The 14,821-nt window shown below is 71.1% G+C and carries 13 protein-coding genes; all 13 read left to right on the top strand.

The genetic code is table 11. From position 1 onward, the window contains the following. The first annotated feature begins 671 nt into the window (after nucleotides 1-671). Genes mraZ through ACX93N_RS09555 form a run of 13 tightly spaced genes read left to right on the top strand, consistent with a single transcriptional unit; the run spans nucleotide 672 to nucleotide 14,775 of the window. Nucleotides 672-1,127, top strand: a complete 456-nt coding sequence (mraZ, locus tag ACX93N_RS09615) for a division/cell wall cluster transcriptional repressor MraZ (RefSeq protein WP_459428199.1) — start codon at nucleotides 672-674, stop codon at nucleotides 1,125-1,127. A gap of 9 nt (nucleotides 1,128-1,136) precedes the next feature. After that, complete coding sequence (rsmH, locus tag ACX93N_RS09610; RefSeq protein ID WP_459428198.1) at nucleotides 1,137-2,054, top strand: 16S rRNA (cytosine(1402)-N(4))-methyltransferase RsmH; 918 nt, start codon at nucleotides 1,137-1,139, stop codon at nucleotides 2,052-2,054. After that, on the top strand, nucleotides 2,054-2,374 hold the full coding sequence (gene ftsL, locus ACX93N_RS09605; protein WP_459428197.1) for a cell division protein FtsL: 321 nt from the start codon (nucleotides 2,054-2,056) through the stop codon (nucleotides 2,372-2,374). Before rsmH ends, ftsL begins: the two co-directional genes overlap by 1 nt. Continuing rightward, nucleotides 2,371-4,095 (top strand): peptidoglycan D,D-transpeptidase FtsI family protein, encoded by a 1,725-nt coding sequence (locus ACX93N_RS09600; protein WP_459428196.1) that lies wholly within the window; start codon nucleotides 2,371-2,373, stop codon nucleotides 4,093-4,095. The genes ftsL and ACX93N_RS09600 overlap by 4 nt, the downstream gene beginning before the upstream one ends. Before the next feature lie 2 nt (nucleotides 4,096-4,097). Continuing rightward, nucleotides 4,098-5,564, top strand: a complete 1,467-nt coding sequence (locus ACX93N_RS09595; protein ID WP_459428195.1) for a UDP-N-acetylmuramoyl-L-alanyl-D-glutamate--2,6-diaminopimelate ligase — start codon at nucleotides 4,098-4,100, stop codon at nucleotides 5,562-5,564. Then, entirely contained in the window at nucleotides 5,561-6,937 is a 1,377-nt protein-coding gene (locus tag ACX93N_RS09590; RefSeq protein ID WP_459428194.1) for a UDP-N-acetylmuramoyl-tripeptide--D-alanyl-D-alanine ligase, read from the top strand. Before ACX93N_RS09595 ends, ACX93N_RS09590 begins: the two co-directional genes overlap by 4 nt. Further along, nucleotides 6,928-8,010, top strand: a complete 1,083-nt coding sequence (mraY, locus tag ACX93N_RS09585) for a phospho-N-acetylmuramoyl-pentapeptide-transferase (protein ID WP_459428193.1) — start codon at nucleotides 6,928-6,930, stop codon at nucleotides 8,008-8,010. Before ACX93N_RS09590 ends, mraY begins: the two co-directional genes overlap by 10 nt. An 11-nt stretch (nucleotides 8,011-8,021) precedes the next feature. Next, nucleotides 8,022-9,389 carry a UDP-N-acetylmuramoyl-L-alanine--D-glutamate ligase gene (gene murD / locus ACX93N_RS09580; RefSeq protein WP_459428192.1) on the top strand — a complete coding sequence of 456 codons (1,368 nt, stop codon included), beginning with the start codon at nucleotides 8,022-8,024 and terminating at the stop codon, nucleotides 9,387-9,389. Then, the gene (gene ftsW / locus ACX93N_RS09575) at nucleotides 9,386-10,525 is read left to right on the top strand and encodes a putative lipid II flippase FtsW (protein WP_459428191.1); all 1,140 of its coding nucleotides are present in this window, start codon (nucleotides 9,386-9,388) and stop codon (nucleotides 10,523-10,525) included. The genes murD and ftsW overlap by 4 nt, the downstream gene beginning before the upstream one ends. Beyond that, nucleotides 10,522-11,607 (top strand): undecaprenyldiphospho-muramoylpentapeptide beta-N-acetylglucosaminyltransferase, encoded by a 1,086-nt coding sequence (gene murG, locus ACX93N_RS09570; RefSeq protein WP_459428190.1) that lies wholly within the window; start codon nucleotides 10,522-10,524, stop codon nucleotides 11,605-11,607. The genes ftsW and murG overlap by 4 nt, the downstream gene beginning before the upstream one ends. Nucleotides 11,608-11,639: 32 nt before the next feature. Next, on the top strand, nucleotides 11,640-13,040 hold the full coding sequence (gene murC / locus ACX93N_RS09565; protein ID WP_459428200.1) for a UDP-N-acetylmuramate--L-alanine ligase: 1,401 nt from the start codon (nucleotides 11,640-11,642) through the stop codon (nucleotides 13,038-13,040). Further along, nucleotides 13,037-13,966, top strand: a complete 930-nt coding sequence (locus tag ACX93N_RS09560; protein ID WP_459428189.1) for a D-alanine--D-alanine ligase — start codon at nucleotides 13,037-13,039, stop codon at nucleotides 13,964-13,966. The genes murC and ACX93N_RS09560 overlap by 4 nt, the downstream gene beginning before the upstream one ends. Then, the gene (locus tag ACX93N_RS09555) at nucleotides 13,966-14,775 is read left to right on the top strand and encodes a cell division protein FtsQ/DivIB (RefSeq protein WP_459428188.1); all 810 of its coding nucleotides are present in this window, start codon (nucleotides 13,966-13,968) and stop codon (nucleotides 14,773-14,775) included. Before ACX93N_RS09560 ends, ACX93N_RS09555 begins: the two co-directional genes overlap by 1 nt. The last annotated feature ends 46 nt before the right edge of the window (nucleotides 14,776-14,821 follow it).

Genomic DNA, 14,821 nt, shown 5'->3' with positions numbered 1-14,821 from the left:
GTCTATATGGCCGCGGGCTACGATCCTGAGTGTTAGTAAAGGGAACCGGAACACCCGGCTTTGTCGCGGATTTCCGGGCCGACGGTGGGAGGGTGCCCCCGGTCGCTCCCCGATACACGCTTTGTGGGGGCACCCTCCCACCGCCGGCCCTACCGCCCTGCTTCAACCTCACCGTCCCGACAGACTGCGGCGGGACGGCGCGCCAACGGCAGAAGCGATCGACGAGCCAGGGGCGAGGGCGGGCGTCTTCTTTCACAAAGCGTGTATCGGGGAGCGACCGGGGGCACCCTCCCACCGTCGGCCCGGAAATCCGCGACAAAGCCGGGTGTTCCGGTTCCCTTTACTAACACTCAGGATCGTAGCCCGCGGCCATATAGACTTTGTTGCGCTAAGAAACCCCGCAGTTAAGCGAAAACAGCCTCAAAGTTAAAGTAGATACTCAGGAACGTGATTTAGCGGGCTGTTTTTACGTTTTATTTCCCTCACCAGCCACTTCGAAAAAGCGACTTTCCACCGCCGAGTCCGGCGCTAATTACCTGAAATTCAAGCAGTTTTCGGGGCGCGAATGCCTTGACAGGGCGATTTGGCGGCACCTATAGTGTCGAGAAGTGGTGATAAGTGGGTGATGTTGGTGTTTTGTGGGAAAAACACCAGCTTGGTGGGAGACCGCGGTGTTCCGAGGGGTACAGCACATCAGCATGGATGCGAAGGGGCGCTTTGCCGTCCCGGCGCGCCAGCGCGAGTCGCTGCACGAGACCTGTGAAGGCCGCGTCGTCGTCACCATCGATACCCAGGCGACCTGCCTCGTGATCTATCCGCTGCCCGAGTGGGAGCGCTTCGAGCGGGAAGTCCAGGCCCTGCCGGCCATGAAGCCGGCCATCCGCCGCTTCCAGCGCCTCACCCTCGGTTATGCCTCCGATCTCGAGCTCGACGCCAATGGCCGCATGCTGCTGCCCCAGTCCCTGCGCGAGTACGCGCGGATGGACAGGAAACTGGTGGTGGTGGGCCAGGGCAACAAGCTCGAGCTCTGGGCCGAGGACCTGTGGCTCGCCGAGCGCGACAAGGCCCTGATGGAATCCGGCGCCGAGGGCGAGCTGCCGGAAGAACTCATGTCGTTGACCCTGTAGGTGGTCCCGATGCACGAAACGGTCCTGTTGCGGGAGGCGGTGGAAGCGCTGGTGACCGCGCGCGACGGCGTTTACGTGGACGGTACCTTCGGTCGCGGTGGGCACAGCCGTGCGATCCTCGAGCGGCTGGGCCCGGCGGGCCGGCTGCTCGCCGTGGACAAGGACCCGGCTGCCGCGGCGGCGGCCGGTGAACTCGCGGCGGCCGATGGCCGTTTCAGCTTTTTCCACGGGTCCTTCGCTGCGCTTCCCGCGGTGCTCGCTGCCCGCGGGGCGGCGGGTGTCGACGGCATACTCCTCGATCTCGGCGTCTCCAGCCCGCAGCTCGACGAGCCGGGTCGCGGCTTCAGTTTCCGCGAGGATGGCCCGCTGGACATGCGCATGGATACCACCCGCGGCGCCACCGCTGCCGAGTGGCTCGCCGGCGCGCCGGAGGCCGAGATCGCCCGGGTGCTGAAGGAGCTGGGCGAGGAGCGCTTCGCCCGCCGTATCGCCGGGGCAATCGTCCGCGCCCGCGCCGAGGCGCCGATCGAGACCACGGGCCGGCTGGCACAGATCGTCAGCGAGGCCAACCCGCGCTGGGAAAAGCACAAGCACCCGGCCACGCGCTCCTTCCAGGCCATTCGCATCTGGATCAACGGCGAGCTCGAGGACCTCCGTGCCCTTCTCGACAGCGCCCTGGCGCTGCTGCGGGTCGGGGGGCGGCTGGTGATCATCAGTTTCCATTCTCTCGAAGATCGCATGGTCAAGCGTTTCATGCGTGAGCTCGCCCGCGGCGAGAGTCTGCCGCGGGGTGTGCCGGTCCGCGACAGCGACCAGCCGAGGCCCCTGCGTATCGTCGGCAAGGCGGTGCGGGCGAGCGAGGCGGAGGTGGCCGCCAATCCCCGGGCGCGCAGCGCCATCATGCGGACCGCGGAGCGGGTCGCCTGATGACCGCAACGACCCGACAGGCCAGCCGGGCAGCGTCCGCGGCGGCCGCGCCTCCCCGTGGCTGGCGCCTTGTGCTGGCGCTGCTCGCCCTTGTTCTGGGCAGCAGCTTCAGCGTGGTCTACGCCACTCACGAATGCCGCCAGCTCTATGCCCGGCTGCAGGACCTCGAAGCCACGCGCTGGTTCCTCGACGAGGAGTACAGCCGCCTGCTGCTGGAGCAGAGTACCTGGGCGTCGCCCCATCGCGTCGAGCAGGTTGCCGAGCGCGACATGGCCATGGCACCGCCCGGGCTCGACCGGTTGCGGGTGCTGGAACGATGAGCCGCCGTCCCGCTTCCGCCGTTACCCCCTGGCGCCTGTACCTGGTCTTCGGGCTGCTGCTGGCCATGTTCGCGGCGCTGCTCGGCCGCGTGATCTACCTGCAGGTGCTGGAGGTCGATGGTGGCCGTGCCTTCCTGCAGAGCCAGGGCGCCGCGCGCGCCGTGCGCACCGCGGAGATTCCCGCCTACCGCGGCCTCATCACCGACCGCCGCGGCGAGCCGCTGGCGGTGAGCACGCCGGTCATTTCCCTTTTCGCCGATCCGGCGGTGCTGGCCGGGGTCGACGACCTCGGCCCGCTTGCCGCGGCCCTGGACATGCCGCGGGAAGAGCTGGAGGCGCGGCTGGGGCGCTACGCCGGCAAGCGCTTCATGTACCTGCGCCGGCACGCGGTGCCCGCGGAGGCCCGGCGTATCCTCGCCCTGCGCTTCCCCGGCGTGCGCGGCGCTCGGGAGTACCGCCGCTTCTACCCGGCGGGCGAGGTCGCCGGCCAGCTGGTGGGCTTCACCAATACCGACGGCAAGGGCATCGCCGGCCTCGAGCTGGCCTACGATGACTGGCTGCGGGGCGTCGCCGGCAAGAAACAGTACATCAAGGACATGAAGGGCGAGGCGATTCGCGACATCGGTGTGATCGAGGAGGCCCGCCCGGGCCGGAACCTGCAGCTGTCCATCGACCTCCGCCTGCAGTACCTGCAGCACGCTGAACTGCAGCGCGCCATCGCCCTCACGGGCGCCCGCGCAGGTTCCATCGTCACGCTCGACGCGCACACCGGCGAGGTGCTGGCCATGGTCAGCCACCCCGTCTACAACCCGAACAACCGCGAGGGGCTGGTGCCCGGCAGCACCCGCAACCGCGCCATGACTGACGTGTTCGAGCCCGGTTCCACCATGAAGCCGCTCACGCTCGTGGCGGCCCTTGAGAGCGGACGCTATGCCGTCGACACGGTGGTCGACACGTCCCCCGGCCGCATCCGCGTCGGCCGCAAGGTCCTTCCTGACCCCCGCGACTACGGGGAGCTGACGCTCGCGCGCATCATCGCCAAGTCGAGCCAGGTGGGCATTACCAAGGTGGCCCTGGAACTGGGCCGCGAGCCGATCTGGGACGTCTTTCAGCGTTTCGGCCTCGGCCAGCCTCCGGGTACCGGCTTTCCCGGCGAGAGCGCGGGCGTACTGCCGAACCGCCCGCGCTGGCGGCAGATCGAGGAAGTGACCCTGGCCTTCGGCTACGGTCTCACGGCATCGCCGCTGCAGCTTGCCCGCGCCTACAGCGTTTTCGCCAGCGGCGGCATCCTGCCGCAGGTGTCCCTGCTGCGCCGGGATCCCGGCGAGTTCACCGGCGAGCGTGTGCTGCAGCCGAGCATCGCTGCCGAGGTTCGCGACGTGCTTCACGGCGTGACCGCCGAGGATGCGACCGGGCACCTCGCCCGCGTCGACGGCTACGCTGTCGGCGGCAAGACCGGTACGGTGCACAAGGTCGGCGCGAGCGGCTACCTCGACAGCCAGTACGTGGCGCTCTTCGCGGGCATGGCCCCGGTCGAGGACCCGCGCTTCGTCACCGTGGTCGTCCTCGACCGGCCCCAGGGTGACCGCTACGGCGGCGGCGCGGCGGCGGCGCCAGTGTTTGCCCGCGTTGCCCGCGGCGCCCTGCGCCTGTTGAATGTGCCGCCGGGCAGCACCGTCTCCCCCGCTGAAGCGCTGGCAATGGCGGGGGGCGGCGAGTGAACGTGGCCGTGCAACGCGCCAAGGCTCTCGGGGAGCTGCTGCCCTGGCCCGGTGCCCCCGCCCTGACGGTCACCGGCGTCAGCTGTGACAGCCGCAAGGTGTGTCCGGGGGACCTGTTCCTGGCCTGCCGTGGCCGTGAGCACGACGGTCGCGCTTTCATTCCGGCCGCCCTGCGCGCCGGCGCGGTGGCGGTGGTGGCCGACGCCGGTGTCGCCGAGGCCGACTGCCCGGCCGCCGTGCCGCTCCTCGAGGTGGACGGCCTCGCCGCACAGCTCGGCCCCATCGCCAGCCGCTTTTTCGACGATCCGAGCAGCGAACTCGCGGTGATCGGGGTGACCGGCACCAACGGCAAGACCACGGTCAGCCAGCTCGTCGGGCAGCTGTTGCGCACGCTCGACCGGCCCTGCGGTGTCATCGGCACCCTCGGCGCCTCCCTCGATGGCGATCCCGGGGCTGCCGTCCACACCACACCCGACGCCGTCTCCCTGCAGGCACAGCTTGCGGCCTGGCGCGACCAGGGAGTGGGCCACGCCGCACTGGAGGTGTCGTCTCACGCCCTCGACCAGGGGCGGGTGAACGGCCTGCACGTGACCACCGCGATCTTTACCAATCTGTCGCGGGACCACCTCGATTACCACGGCACGATGCGCGCCTATGGTGAAGCCAAGCTCCGGCTGTTCCGTCAGCCCGGGCTGCGCCACGCCGTCATCAACCTCGACGACCCCTTCGGTGTCCGGGTGCGCGGCGCGCTGGCCGCGGGCGTGAGCGCAGTCACCGTCAGTACCCGCCCGGGCCGGGGGGCGGACCTGACCGTCGAGGGCGCGACGCTGGGAGCGGCCGGCGTGGGCGGCACGCTTGTCACTCCCTGGGGCCGCGGTGCCTTCCGGGCGCCGCTGGTCGGCGAATACAACCTCGCCAACGTCGTTGCCACGGCGGCTGCCGCGCTGACGCTCGGCTTCGAGCTGGAGCCGGTGCTCGCGGCGCTGGGCAGCCTGCGGCCGGTCCCGGGCCGGCTGGAGGCCGTGGCCAACGACCGCGGCCTGCAGGTTGTCGTGGACTACGCCCACACGCCGGATGCGCTCGAAAAGGTGCTGCTCGCGCTCCGGGATCAGACCGATGGCCGCCTGCTGGTGGTCTTCGGCTGCGGCGGTGACCGGGACCCGGGCAAGCGCGCGCCGATGGGGACGATCGCCTGCGCCTTTGCCGATGCGGTCTTCGTCACCAGCGACAACCCCCGCAGCGAGGACCCGCAGCACATCCTCGACGACATTGCCGCGGGCTGCAGTGGCGACTACCAGCTCGAGCTCGATCGGGCAGCGGCGATCGCGGCCGCTATCGAGGCGGCCCGCCAGGGCGACTGCGTACTGATTGCCGGCAAGGGCCACGAGGATTACCAGATCATCGGCCGGGAGCGGCTGCCGTTCTCGGATTTCGAAGCGGCCCGCCGGGCCCTGGGGGGAACGCCATGATGCGGCCCTTCACCCTGGCCGAGCTTGCCCCGCTGCTGGACGGGCGCCTCCCCGGGGCCGACGCGACGGTTACCGGCGCCACTATCGACAGCCGCGCCGTGGCCGCCGGCGATCTCTTTGCCGCGCTGCCGGGCAGCCGCGTCGATGGTCACGCCTTCCTCGCCGCCGCCCGGGAAGCCGGGGCCGCCGCGGCGCTGGTGAGCCGGACCGTGGACGACCCGCTGCCCCAGCTCCTGGTGGACGACGTGGCACGGGCCCTGGGACGCTTCGCCCGGGCCAACCGGGACCTGTACACCGCGCCGCTTGTGGGCATTACGGGCAGCTGCGGCAAGACCACGGTAAAGGGCATGCTCGCGGCGGTGCTCGGCGGGCAGGGGCCGACGCTGGCGACGGAGGGCAACCTCAACAACGAACTCGGCGTGCCGCTGTCGCTCCTGCGCCTGGCGCCCGAACACGCCTTCGCGGTGATCGAGCTCGGCGCCCGCGGCATCGGCCATATCGCCTATCTCTGCGAACTCGCCCGGCCGACGGTGAGCGTGCTGCTCAACGCCATGGAAGCGCACCTCGAATTCTTCGGCAGTGTCGACGGCGTCGCCGAGGGCAAGGGCGAGATCTTCGACGGGCTGTCGGCCGATGGCTTCGCGGTGGTAAACGCGGATCAGCCCTGGCGCGAGGCATGGACTGCGCGCGCCGCACGCACCGGCGCCACGGTGCTGACCTTCGGCATGGCGGCCGACGCCCAGTTCCGCGCCGGTGCGGTCGCCCTTCGCGGCGAGGCCGGCAGTGCCTTCACCCTCCAGACCCCCGCCGGGGAGGCGTCTGTCGAACTCGCGCTGCCCGGTGGCCACAACGTCGCCAACGCCCTGGCAGCGGCAGCCGTGGCTCATGCCTGCGGCCTCGACCCCGCGGCGACCGCCGCCGGCCTGTCCCGGGCCGGCGCCGTTGCAGGGCGTCTCGTGCGGCACAGCGGTCGCGGCGGCGTCACGGTCATCGACGATTGCTACAACGCGAGCCCCGGGTCCGTGCGTGCCGCCATCGATCTGCTGGCCGGCTGTGCCGGGCCCACGGTGATCGCCCTCGGCGCGATGCTCGAGCTCGGTGACGCCTCCGACGGCTTCCACGCGGAGATGGGCCGGCGGGCCCGGGAGCGGGGGATCGACGTCTTCGTGGGTGTCGGCGAAGCCGTGCGTCCGGCCCTGGAGGCCTTCGGCCCCGGTGGCCATTGGTATGCGACGCGAGAGCAGGCGGCCGCCGCCGCCGGTGACTGGGCCGCGGCGGCGGCCACGGTGCTGGTGAAGGGCTCGCGCGGCGCCGGGATGGAACGGGTACTGCAGGCACTGCTGCCGGAAACCGCGGAGGCCGCATGCTCCTGATCCTCGCCGACTACCTGAGCCGCTTCGAGTCAGCCTTCTCGGTTTTCCAGTACCTGACGCTGCGCGGCATCCTCGCCGCGGGTACCGCGCTCGCCATTTCCCTCCTGGTCGGGCCGTCGATGATCCGGCGCCTGAACCAGTACCAGATCGGCCAGGCGGTGCGCACGGACGGCCCGGAGACGCACCTCGGCAAGTCGGGCACGCCGACCATGGGCGGAGCCCTGATTCTCGTCGCCATCGCCATCAGCACGCTGCTGTGGGCGGATCTCACCAACCCCTACGTCTGGATCGCCCTCCTGGTGACCGGCGCCTACGGCGCCGTGGGCTGGGTGGACGACTACCGCAAGGTGGTGGAGCGCGATTCCCGCGGGCTGCCGGCGCGCTGGAAATACCTCTGGCAATCGCTCGCCGGGCTCGCGGCGGCTGTCTATCTCTATACGGCCTTCGACACACCGGTGACCACGCAGCTCTACGTGCCGTTCCTCAAGGACGTGGTGCTGGAGCTCGGTCCGCTGTTCCTCGTGCTCACCTATTTCGTGATCGTCGGCGCCTCGAACGCCGTCAACCTCACCGACGGCCTCGACGGCCTGGCGATCCTGCCCACGGTGCTCGTGGGCACCGCCCTCGGCCTCATCGCCTACCTCACCGGTCACGTGGACTTCGCCGCCTACCTGCACATTCCCTACGTCGCCGGCAGCGGCGAGCTGTCGGTCTTCTGCGGGGCCATCGCCGGTGCCGGCCTGGGTTTTCTGTGGTTCAACACCTATCCGGCGCAGGTCTTCATGGGCGACGTGGGCGCCCTGGCGCTGGGAGCGGCCCTGGGCGTGGTGGCCGTGGTCACCCGCCACGAGATCGTGTTCTTCATCATGGGCGGTATCTTCGTCCTCGAGACCGTGTCCGTGATCCTGCAGGTGGCCTCCTTCAAGCTCACGGGTAAGCGCCTGTTCCGCATGGCGCCGATCCACCACCACTACGAACTGAAGGGCTGGCCGGAGCCGCGGGTGATCGTGCGCTTCTGGATCATCACGGTGATGCTGGTGCTCTTCGGCCTGGCAACGTTGAAGCTGCGGTGATGGGGGCGGTCATGGCGAGCGAACTCATAGCCAGCAACCGCTACCGGGCCGTGGTCGGCCTCGGCGCCAGCGGCCTGTCCGCGGCCCGCTTCCTGCACCGCCGCGGCGAACGCTTCGTCGTGCTCGATACGCGGTCTGAACCACCGGGGCTGGAGGCCCTGCGCGCGGAGATGCCCGAGGTGAGTGTGTTCACCGGCGAACTGCCCCAGGGCGTGCTCGACGGCGCCAGCGAACTCATCGTCAGCCCGGGCCTCGCGCCGGACCTTCCGCCGCTGGCCCGGGCCAGCGCGGAGGGCGTCGCCCTCTGCGGCGATATCGACCTCTTCGCCGCCGCGGCCACGGCGCCGGTGGTCGGGATCACCGGCACCAACGCCAAGTCCACGGTGACGGAACTGGTGGGTGCCATGGCGCGGGCCGCCGGCCGGCGCACGGGCGTGGGCGGCAACCTGGGCACGCCGGCGCTGGACCTGCTGGACGATGCCACGGAGCTCTACGTCCTCGAGCTCTCGAGCTTCCAGCTCGAGCGCAGCCATTCCCTCGGCCTCGCCGTGGCGGCGGTGCTCAACCTGACCCCGGACCACCTGGACCGGCACGGCAGCATGCCGCGCTACCACCAGGCCAAGCACCGGATCTTCCACGGCTGCCAGCACGCGGTGATCCACGGCGATGATCCGCTGACGATCCCGCCGCAGCGCCCGGACCTCGCCGTCACCAGCTGGCGCCTGCGCGAGCCGGAGCTGCACGGCTTCGGCCTGCGCCGGGAAGACGGCGACGAGTACCTCGCCCACGGCTTCGACAACCTGCTGCCGGTCGCGGCGCTGCCCATGCCCGGGCGCCACAACGTGGCCAACGCGCTGGCGGCCCTGGCCATCGGTCACGCCGCGGGCCTGCCCCGGGATGCCATGATCGAGGCGCTACGCGCCTTCGGCGGCCTGCCGCACCGCTGCGAGGTGGTGGCCGAGAGCGGCGGCGTGCGCTGGATCAACGACTCCAAGGCAACGAACGTCTCCGCCACGGCCGCGGCCCTCGCGGGCCTGGGCGGCGAAGGGGAGGGGGACGGGCTGCTGCTCATCGCCGGCGGCCGCGGCAAGGGCGATGACTTCAAGGGCCTGGTGAAGCCGGTCGCGGCGCACTGCCGGGCGGTGTTCGCCATCGGCGAGACCCGCGACGCCCTGGCCGCGGCGCTGGGCGACGCGGTGCCGGTGACGCGCTGCGAGGATCTCGACGCCGCCGTCGACGCCGCGGCCGCCGAGGCCCGGCCCGGCGACACGGTGCTGCTGTCGCCGGCCTGCGCAAGCTTCGACCAGTTCCCCGACTACCAGGCCCGGGGCGAACGCTTCGCCGCGCTGGCCCGCGACATCGCCGGGGGTGCGCGGTGAACCGGGCGGGCCTCTATGTCGGCGCCGACCCGGTGCTCGTGGGCCTGGGCCTCGCGCTGGTGCTGGTCGGGCTGGTGGCCATCACCTCCGCCTCCATCGGTTATGCCGAGGCGCAGTTCGGCAACCCCTGGCACCACGCCGAGCGCCACGGGATCTACATCGTCGCCGCCGTCGTGCTGGCCCTGGTGGTGTACCGCGTGCCGCCGCGCTTCTGGTACGACAGCGCCTGGCTCTGGCTGCTGCTCAGCCTCGCGCTGCTGGCCCTGGTGCTGGTGCCGGGGGTCGGCAAGGCCGTCAATGGCAGCCAGCGCTGGCTGCCCCTGGGGCCGCTGACGCTGCAGCCCTCGGAATTCGTGAAGGGGGCGAGCGTGCTGTTCCTCGCCGGTTACCTGGTGCGCCAGCAGGCGGCGGTGCGCAGCACCTGGCAGGGCTTCCTGCGGCCCATGCTCGTTCTCGGCGTGATCGCGCTGCTGCTGCTCTTCGAGCCGGACTTCGGGGCGACGGTCATCGTCATGGGCACGGCCTTCGGCATGCTTTTCCTGGCCGGCATGAAGCTGCTGCACTTCTTCATCGTCATCGGCCTGTCGCTCTTCGGCCTCGCGGCGCTGATCCTCTCCGCGCCCTACCGGCTGCAGCGGCTGACGGCCTACACGGACCCCTGGGCGGACCCCTACGGCACGGGCTTCCAGCTCATCCAGTCGCTGATCGCCTTCGGCCGCGGCGAGTGGTTCGGCGTGGGCCTTGGCAACAGCGTGCAGAAGCTGTTCTACCTGCCGGAGGCACACACGGATTTCGTCTTCTCCATCTGGGCCGAGGAGACAGGTTTCATCGGCGCCGCGCTACTCATGGGCCTGGTGCTGGCGCTGATCCTGCGTATCGGCTTTGTCGGCCGCGCGGCCGCCCGTGCCGGCGAGGATTTCGCCGCCTACCTCTGCTTTGGTGTGGCGCTGATTTTCGCCGGGCAGGCCTTCATCAACCTGGGCGCGAGTTCCGGACTCCTGCCCACCAAGGGCCTGACCCTGCCCTTCGTGAGCTATGGTGGCACGGCCCTCGTGACCAGCTGCTGCCTCCTCGCCATCGTGCTGCGCATCGAGCGCGACCTGCGCGCGGGCAGGGCTTCGGGAGGTGCCCGATGAGCGCGGCGCCCCTGGTCATGATGCTCGCGGGCGGGACCGGCGGACACGTCTATCCCGCCCTCGCCGTCGCCGAAGAGCTGCGCGAGCGCGGTTACCGGGTGGAGTGGGTCGGTACCCGGCGCGGCCTGGAGGCGCGGGTGGTCCCGGCGGCCGGCATCGTGCTGCACTGCCTCGCCGTGCGCGGCCTGCGCGGCAAGAACCCTCTGGATACGCTGCGCGGGGTGCTCGCCCTCGCGGTTGCCTGCGTTCAGGCGCTGGTACTGCTCGCCCGCCGCTGGCCGCGCTGCCTCGTGGGCATGGGCGGCTATGCCTCCGGGCCGGCGGCGGTGGTCGGCTGGCTGCTGCGTCGTCCGCTGGTGTTGCACGAGCAGAACGCCGTGGCGGGCACCACGAACCGGTTGCTGGCCCCGCTGGCGACAGCGCGGGTCTGCGGTTTCCCCGGCGCTTTCCCGGGACGGACGGATTGCGAGGTCACGGGTAACCCGGTGCGGGCCGGGCTCGTGGCCCGGGCCGGCAGCGCGCCCTGGGACTACCGCGGCGACCGGCCCCTGCGGTTGCTCGTGCTCGGCGGCAGCCTCGGCGCGCAGGCCCTGAACGAACTCTTCCCGGCGACCCTCCAGCATCTCGCCGAGGCCGGGGTGCCCGTGGAGCTGTGGCACCAGTGCGGACCCGCCCACGCGCAGGTCATGGCGGAGCGCTATGCGCCCCTCGGCGACGCCGCGCCGCGCTGCGCGCCCTACATCGAGGACATGGCCGCCGCCTACGCCTGGGCCGACCTGGTGCTGTGCCGGGCGGGCGCGCTCACGGTGGCGGAACTCGCGGTCAGCGCCAGGCCCGCGCTCCTGGTACCCCTCCCGGGCGCCATCGACAACCACCAGTACCACAACGCACGCTTCCTGGCGGACCGGGGCGCGGCCCGCCTCTGTCCGCAGGACAGCCTGAGCCCCGAGGCCATCGCCGGCACCATCGGCGAGCTGGCCGGGGACGCGCCGCGGCTGGCCGCCATGGCCGCGGCTGCCCGCGGCTGCGCGCGTCCGGAAGCGGCGGCCGCCGTGGCCGACCGCTGCGAGGCCCTGCTGTGATCGCCGCGCGGGAAGCCTACGCCGTGCCGGAGATGCGCCGGGTGCGCCGGATTCACATGATCGGCGTCGGCGGCACGGGCATGTGCGGCATCGCCGAGGTGCTGGTCAACCTCGGCTACGAGGTCAGCGGTTCGGACCTGCGCGCCAGCAGTGTGACGGACCACCTGCGGGCGGTCGGCGTCTCGCTCTGCCTCGGTCACAGCGGCGAACACGTCGAGGGCGCCGACGTGGTTGTCACCTCCAGCGCCGTGCCCGCGGACAACCCGGAGCTGGTCGCGGCGCAGGCCGCGCGCATCCCGGTGGTGCCGCGCGCCGAGATGCTGGCGGAGCTCATGCGCTACCGCTACGGCATCGCCGTGGCCGGCACCCACGGCAAGACGACGACCACGAGCCTCATCGCCGCGGTCTTTGCCGCCGGGGGCCTGGACCCGACCTTCGTCATCGGCGGCCGCGTCAACAGCACCGGCAGCAACGCCCAGCTCGGCGCCAGCCGTTTTCTCGTCGCCGAGGCCGACGAGAGCGATGCGTCGTTCCTGCACCTGCAGCCCATGGTGACGGTGGTGACCAACATCGAGGCCGACCACATGGAGACCTATGGCGGGGATTTCGGCCGCCTCGAGGAGACCTTTGTCGGCTTCCTGCACAACCTGCCCTTCTACGGCCTGGCCGTGCTCTGTCTCGACGACCCGGTGCTGCGCCGGCTGCTGCCCCGGGTCGGCCGCCCGACGCTGACCTACGGCTTTGCCGAGGATGCCGACTACCGCATCACGGAACTCGATGCGCAGGGGCTGCGCACGCGCTTCACGGTACAGCGGCCGGCGCCGGCGGCCCCCCTGCCCGTGGACCTGGCCATGCCGGGCCGGCACAACGTGCTCAACGCCACGGCCGCCATCGCCGTGGCCACCGATCAGGGTGTGGCCGACAGCGCCATCGCGGAAAGCCTGGCGCAGTTCGACGGCGTCGGCCGGCGCTTCTCGCTCCTCGGCGAACTCGCGCTGGCCGAGGGGCGCGCGCTGCTGGTGGATGACTACGGCCACCACCCGACCGAGGTGCGGGCGACGCTGGCCTCGGTGCGCCAGGCCTGGCCGCAGCGACGCCTGGTCATGATCTACCAGCCGCATCGCTACAGCCGTACCCGGGACCTCTACGAGGATTTCGTTGCGGTGCTTTCCGAGAGCGATGTGCTGCTGCTCCTCGAGGTCTATCCGGCCGGCGAGAGCCCCGTACCCGGCGCCGACAGCCGCTCCCTGGCGCGGAGCATCCGCCAGCGCGGGCAGCTGGAGCCGGTCTACGTGAAGGATGCGGCGGAAGTGCCGGCGACGCTGGCTGCGCTGCTCGAGGACGGTGACGTGGTCGTCACCCAGGGCGCCGGGGATATTGCCGGCCTGGCGCGGCAGCTCGCAGCCGAGGGGCTGCCGGGGGGGCGCCCATGAACATCGAGACCATTCGCCATGGCCTGATCGCTGTCCTCCTCGGCGGCGAATCGGCGGAGCGGGAGGTGTCCCTGAAGAGCGGCGACACCGTCGCCCGTGCCCTGGAGTCCGCCGGCTTCTACGTCCGGCGGGTCGATACGGCGAGCCGGGACTGGCTGGACCGCCTCGAGGATGCCGCCTTCGTTTTCAACGTGCTGCACGGGCCGGGCGGCGAGGACGGCACCGTGCAGGGCGCGCTTTCGACACTGCACCTGCCCTACAGCGGCAGCGGCGTGCTCGGCTCGGCGCTCGCCATGGACAAGCGCCGCAGCAAGCAGCTCTGGCACGGCCAGGGGTTGCCCACCGCGCCCTTCGAGGAACTCACTGCGGACAGCGACTGGGATGACATCATCGAGCGCTTCGGCAAGGTTTTCGTGAAACCCGTGAGCGAGGGGTCGAGTATCGGCATGGCTCCCGCGTCGACGCCCGCGGAGCTCGCCGAGGCCTACCTCGTCGCTCGCGACCACGGCTCGGGTGTGATCGCCGAGCGCTTCATCGACGGCCCCGAGTACACCGTCGCCATCCTCGGCGACGAGGCGCTGCCGAGCATCCGCCTGGAAGCCGCGCAGGGCTTTTACGACTACCACGCCAAGTACATCGCGGACGACACCCGTTACGAGATCCCGAGCGGCCTTGGGGCTAACGACGAGGCGGAACTCGGACAGCTGGCGCTGGCGGCCTTCCGCGGCCTCGACTGCCACGGCTGGGGCCGCATCGATGTGATGCGCGACCCGGTGCACGGCTTTCAGCTGCTCGAGGCGAACACGATCCCGGGCATGACCGACCACAGCCTCGTCCCCATGGCGGCCCGGGCGGCCGGCCTCAGCCTCGAGGACCTGGTGACCCGCATCATCGACGAGAGCCTGCGGGCCTGGGGGGAGCGCTGATGGCCGCATCGCGCAGGAACAGGCAGGCGGCGAGCCGGCGCAGGGCGACGAGCTGGCGCGAGCGCCTGCCGGCGCGTGCCAGCGTGAGCCGCTGGCTCAACGGCCTGCTGCTGTGCTCCGCCCTGGGGCTTGTCGCGGTCCTTGCCCTGCGCGCCTGGGAGGGCCTGCTGGCGATGCCCGTCGGGCGAATCGCCGTGGCTGGCAAGCTCGAGCACGTGCAGCGCGACGAGGTGCGGCGGGTGGTGGCCGGGGTACTGGAAGGCGGCTTCGTCGGCGCCGACCTCGACGCGCTGCGCGGCCACCTCGAGGGCCTGCCGTGGGTCTACGAGGCGGCGGTGCGCCGGCGCTGGCCGGACACGCTGGAGATTACCGTGCAGGAGCAGCTGCCCATCGCCCGCTGGGGCGAGGAGGGTTTCCTGAATCACGAGGCGAGCGTGTTCCGCCCCCGCGCCGGGTCGCGCTGGCAGGGGCTGCCCACGCTGGAGGGGCCGCCCGGCAGCGAGCAGCGCCTCATGGACTACTACCAGCGCCTGCGCGACATGCTGGCGCCGCTGGACCTGGCCGTGACCACGCTGCGGCAGGATGAGCGGGGCCAGCTCGATGCGCGGCTGGCCGGCGGCCTGCGCCTGCGCCTCGGCAGCGAGGACTTCCTGCTGCGGGTGCAGCGTTTCATCGACTTGTACCACAACGATCTCGAGGCCCGCGGCCCGGAAGTGGCGAGCGTGGATATGCGCTATGCGAGCGGTGCCGCAGTGACTTTCCACGAGCCGGCGCAGGTCGCCGCGGTGGAACCGGACCGGGGACAGTGAGGGGACTTTCGAGGCCATGGCTGCTGGAAAGGCAAGCGGAAAGGAC

Source organism: Pseudohaliea sp., assembly GCF_054552115.1.
This window is presented reverse-complemented; position numbering and strand designations above follow the sequence as displayed.